This is a genomic window from Moraxella sp. (assembly GCF_024227015.1).
Classification (GTDB): domain Bacteria; phylum Pseudomonadota; class Gammaproteobacteria; order Pseudomonadales; family Moraxellaceae; genus Moraxella.
Genome location: NZ_JAAELD010000320.1, coordinates 1 through 5,365, shown reverse-complemented (window position 1 = coordinate 5,365; position 5,365 = coordinate 1). Strand labels below are relative to the sequence as shown.

Sequence of the window (5,365 nt, the reverse complement as noted above, 5' to 3'; positions counted from 1 at the left end):
TGGAGGCACACACGCGGGCGGTGAAGGTGGAAGCGTTGAATTCGTGCTCGGCGTACAGGATCAGCGACACGTTCATGACGCGCTCGTGCAGCTCGCTGGGCTTCTTGCCGTGCAGCAGCTCCAGGAAATGACCACCGATGGAGTCCACGTCGCTCTCGGTTTCGATACGAACGCCTTCGTGGGCAAAGCGGTACCAGTAGGTGATGATCGACGGGAACACCGCCAGCATACGGTCGATCTTGTCGTCCTGCTCGCTGAAATCTTCTTCCGTTTCCAGGTTACCCAGCATGGAGCAGCCGGTACGCATCACGTCCATCGGGTGCGTGTGGGCAGGTAGGCTTTCTAGGACTTCAATCACACGAATGGGCAAGCCACGAAGCGATTTTAGTTTTTGCTTATAAGCGGCAAGCTCAAAGCGGTTGGGCAAATGACCGTGAATCAGCAAATGAGCCACTTCCTCAAACTCACAATGCTTTGCCAAATCCAAAATATCATAACCACGATAGCTTAGGTCATTGCCCGAGCGTCCGACCGTACACAGGGCGGTGTTGCCTGCTGGCACGCCTGACAGGGCGACTGATTTTTTGGGTTTAAAACCAGGGGTTTGAGGTAGGGTGTTGTCTGTCATAATAAACTCCTTGTTCGACAGGTTGGCTGGAATCTTTAATAACTTAAAAATTCGGGCGATGAATGTTTTATTGATATCACCTTGGGGCTGGCGAATTGATCGCGTGCCTAGGTTGAATTTATATGAAAGCCTGCTCGTACTGCTCTATACTCCATGAATACGAGCAGGCTTTCGGTGTTGGATTATTTTTGAAATAATGCGTCTAACTTTTGTTCAAAATCATGATACCCCAAGAACTCATAAAGCTCGGCGCGTGTCTGCATGGTATCAACAACATTCGCCTGCGTGCCGTCAGCCATGATGGATTGATAGACATTCAAAGCAGCTTTACTGGCGGCACGGAACGATGAGAGTGGGTAGAGTACGAGCGATACGCCATGATCGGCAAGCTCTTCTTGGTTGTAAAGTGGTGTTGCGCCAAATTCAGTGATGTTCGCCAGTACAGGCACACCAACCGCTTGGCTAAATTCCTTATACATGCCAAGGTCTGTAATCGCCTCAGGGAAGATCATGTCCGCGCCAGCTTCCACGCAAGCGACCGCTCGCTCAATGGCGGATTCTAGACCTTCGACAGCCAAGGCATCGGTACGAGCCATGATGACAAAATTTTCATCAACACGTGCATCGACAGCGGCCTTGATTCTATCGACCATCTCGTCCTTGCTGACGATGGCTTTATTCGGGCGATGACCACAGCGTTTTTGGGCGACCTGATCTTCAATATGTACCGCTGCCACACCAGCGCGTTCAAAGTTACGAATGGTGCGAGCAATATTAAATGCACCGCCCCAACCAACATCAATATCGACAAGTAGGGGGGTATCAACGTTATCCGTGATGCGTCTTGCGTCTATCAGTACATCTTCCATGGTGGTAATACCAAGATCGGGAATGCCATTAGAGCAGGCAGCAACACCGCCACCAGACAGATAAATCGCCTTAAAACCGCTTGCAGTCGCAAGGCGCGCAAAATAAGCATTAACACAGCCGACAACGGCTAGGGGATTGGATTCTTTGACGGCTTGACGAAAACGCAAACCTGCAGATGGGTGACTCATGGCGATTGTCCTTAAAACAGTAAAACAAAAGTAAACTGGCTGTGAGTTAAAAAATTGAATCTGGATTTAGTATAGCGATAAATTATTCGATTGTCTTTACTTATTTTGATTAAATTAGCTACAGTAATTTATTATAAATACTATCATTATTTAAATATTGCATAATAAAAGCTATTTTTTACATAATAATCGCTTACTTTTATTAAGGTTTTGCATAAATTAAGCGCATGGTGCACTTGCATAATGGGATTTTTGACATAATTTGTTACAATTTATCAATGTTGTCAGCAGGTGCATATTCTATTTGTCGATCATGATACACGGCGTAAGTTGCTTGCAGCAGGGCTTTTAGATTTGGGTTGGTAGTGTCGGTTAGGGTGTTTAGATAGATGGGCGAGGTGATATTGTCCGGAGATAACGGCAGGTATTGAATCTGTTCGGTGCGCACGGTAGTTAGGCTTTTTGGCACTAGGGTGACACCTTCGCCAGCTGACACCAAGCCAAGTGCGATTTGAATGTCACGTGCTTTGTTGGTGTGTAGCGGGGTTAAATTGCGCTCATAAAACAGGTGAAGCAAAGGGTCACTGTGTTCGCCCGAGCCAAGTATCATTGGCTTGCGGTGGTATAAAATCAGCGTCTCATCAATGAGTTCTCTTAAAGAGATACTGTCGTTATTGGCTAATTTATGCTGGATGGGCAAGGCGACCGCTAGAGGCTCATGGCGCAGAAATATCTGTCTAACAAAGTCGTCTTGTAATAAGAATCGCCCAAAGCCCACATCTATCTCACCTGATTTTAGGGCGTGAATCTGATCGTTAGAGCTAACCTCGATGAGCTTAATCTCAAGGCTTGGCAGGGTGGATTTTAATTTGCTGATGATCTCTGGCAGCAGCCCGTAGAGTATCGACGCCACAAAGCCGATGGTTAAGGTATTGCTTGATTTACCGAAGTTTTGAGTGAGGGCAATCAGTTCATTTAATTCGCTCACGCTTTTTTGGGCATGTAGATAGAAGAATTCCCCAGCGGGGGTTAATGTCATCGGGCGGCGATAGCGGTCTATCAGCGCCTGACCAAGCAGCTGCTCTAGCTGTGCGATGTGCCGTGATAGGGTGGGCTGAGATAACCCCAAATCCTTGGCGGATTGGCTCATGCTGCCTGTATTGGCAACATGAATAAAAGCGTTTAATTGTGTAAGATTCATGATGAGTATCGTTACTAAAAAGACTGATGTTAGCCTAGCATAATTCGCCCAAAAAAGGAATTTATGCTGATTTTAGGGTTTAGATTGCTATAATGTTTCATAAAGATTAATATTTTTCTGAAATTTATGCCAAAAAATGCTTGAAATGACAAAAAATTGTGCTATTATGCGAAAACACTAGCTAAGTTGAATTGGAATCTAACTCACCGAAGCTTTAGCTGTTAGTGAGTTAGCTATATTGTGGTCTGCTTTCTTAATGAAATTTAAGTGCGGTAGATTTTTAGGGTTTTGTGTTATTAGTGGTAATAACCTTAAAAGGATTTTATTAAGGAAGCGCTTTAAAATTGCTTTTGCAATTTACAAGGAGGTCGCCATGTCACATGGTACAGATAAAGACGTCTCTGGCTACTGGAAAGCCAACGTTCGTATTATTATTGGTTGTCTGATCGTGTGGGCAATCTGCTCGCTCGGTTTCGCCGTTCTTCTTCGCCCTGCATTAATGGGCATCACTTTCATGGGTACAGACCTTGGGCTGTGGTTCGGTCAGCAAGGTGCTATTCTTACCTTTGTCGCACTCATTTTCTTTTATGCTTGGCGCATGAATCGCCTTGATAAAGAATACGGCGTAGAGGAGGAGTAAGCCATGAGTCAATTTGCAATTAACCTAATTTTCGTTGGCGCATCGTTCCTGCTTTACTTCGGTATCGCGATTTGGGCACGCGCAGGCTCAACCAAAGAATTCTACGTTGCAGGCGGTGGTGTCCACCCTGTCGTCAACGGCATGGCAACAGGTGCTGACTGGATGAGTGCAGCATCATTCATCTCGATGGCAGGTATGATCGCCATGGGCGGCTATGCTGCTTCTGCTTACCTAATGGGCTGGACAGGTGGTTTCGTATTACTGGCGTTATTGCTTGCGCCTTACCTGCGTAAGTTCGGTAAATTCACAGTGCCTGATTTCATCGGTGATCGCTTCTACTCTAAGAGTGCGCGTCTGATTGCTGTTGTGTGCTTGATTTTGGCATGTACCACTTATGTTATCGGTCAGATGACGGGTGCAGGCGTGGCATTCTCTCGCTTCTTGGAGGTTGACAAAGATACAGGTCTGATCATCGCGGCAGTTGTGGTATTGTTCTATGCGGTACTGGGTGGTATGAAGGGTATTACCTATACTCAGGTAGCTCAGTATGTGGTACTGATGATTGCATATATCGTCCCTGCGATCTTCATCTCAATGAATATTACTGGCAACCCAATTCCGGCTTTAGGAATGTTCGGTACCGACCTAGAGAGCGGTACAACAATGCTAATCAAGCTTGACAGCTTGATTACTGATCTAGGATTTGCAGCTTATACTGCTGATGTTCCTGATAAGCTAAACATGTTCTTGCTAACCTTGTCGCTAATGATTGGTACTGCAGGCCTGCCTCACGTTATCATCCGCTTCTTCACGGTGAATAAGGTATCTGATGCACGTTCATCAGCAGGTTGGACACTGGTATTCATCGCATTGCTATACACTGCAGCACCTGCAGTAGGTACAATGTCTCGCATGAACCTGGTTGAAACTGTGTATCCAAATGGCACAACTTCTGCACCGATTGATTATGAAGCACGTCCAGAATGGATGAAAAATTGGGAAGCCACAGGCTTGCTAAAATTTGAGGATAAAAACGCTGACGGTAAGATTGACTACTATAATGACAAGTCAAAAGATGAGGCATTCTTGGCTGCTGCTGAGGCCAAAGGACTACAAGGCAACGAATTGGATGTGAACAATGACATCATGGTACTGGCTAACCCTGAGATTGCCAACCTACCATCTTGGGTTATTGGTCTGATCGCTGCAGGCGGTATCGCAGCAGCATTATCTACCGCTGCAGGTCTGCTATTAGCCATCTCGTCAGCAATCTCGCATGACTTGATTAAGAAAATCTTGAAGCCTGAAATCTCTGATAAGGGCGAATTGACAGCAGCTCGTGTTTCGATGGTTGTCGCGATCGCCGTTGCAACTTGGCTTGGCATGAACCCTCCTGGTTTCGCTGCACAGACAGTCGCCTTGGCATTCGGTATCGCAGGTTCGTCTCTGTTCCCTGCCTTGATGATGGGTATCTTCTCAAAACGCATCAACAACAAAGGCGCAGTAGCAGGTATGCTTGCAGGCTTGATCGTAACTTGTGTGTACATCTTCTTGTTCAAAGGCTGGTTCTTCATCCCAGGCACGAACATGCTTGCTGATGACGCATCAGGCTGGATCATGGGTATTAGCCCACTAGGCTTCGGTCCGATCGGCGCTCTGATCAACTTCGTGGTAGCATTTGCAGTATCTTACATGACTGCGCCACCACCACAAGAGATCCAAGATCTGGTTGAAAGCGTTCGCTATCCAAAAGGTGCAGGCGCAGCAGTCGATCACTAATCATTAATCTAATAAAAAATGCAGACCCAGTGTCTGCATTTTTTATTTTAAGTAATTGA

5 protein-coding genes are annotated in these 5,365 nt (G+C 46.2%); 2 read left to right on the top strand and 3 right to left on the bottom strand.

Features of this window, described 5'->3' with window-relative positions:
- From GY683_RS07350 to GY683_RS07340, 3 genes are all read right to left on the bottom strand, one after another.
- A partial coding sequence (locus tag GY683_RS07350; RefSeq protein ID WP_297288116.1) for a citrate/2-methylcitrate synthase occupies positions 1-628 on the bottom strand: 628 nt, incomplete at its 3' end.
- A gap of 182 nt (positions 629-810) precedes the next feature.
- Positions 811-1,686 carry a methylisocitrate lyase gene (gene prpB, locus GY683_RS07345; protein WP_297288115.1) on the bottom strand — a complete coding sequence of 292 codons (876 nt, stop codon included), beginning with the start codon at positions 1,684-1,686 and terminating at the stop codon, positions 811-813.
- 265 nt (positions 1,687-1,951) lie between these two features.
- Positions 1,952-2,887: a LysR family transcriptional regulator gene (locus GY683_RS07340; protein WP_297288114.1), complete on the bottom strand. Its 936-nt coding sequence runs from the start codon at positions 2,885-2,887 to the stop codon at positions 1,952-1,954.
- Positions 2,888-3,260: 373 nt separating this feature from the next.
- On the opposite strand from GY683_RS07340, the gene GY683_RS07335 reads away from it, so the two are divergent.
- Complete coding sequence (locus GY683_RS07335; protein WP_297288113.1) at positions 3,261-3,527, top strand: DUF4212 domain-containing protein; 267 nt, start codon at positions 3,261-3,263, stop codon at positions 3,525-3,527.
- A 3-nt stretch (positions 3,528-3,530) separates the two neighbouring features.
- Entirely contained in the window at positions 3,531-5,306 is a 1,776-nt protein-coding gene (locus tag GY683_RS07330; RefSeq protein ID WP_297288112.1) for a sodium:solute symporter family protein, read from the top strand.
- Positions 5,307-5,365 lie beyond the last annotated feature (59 nt).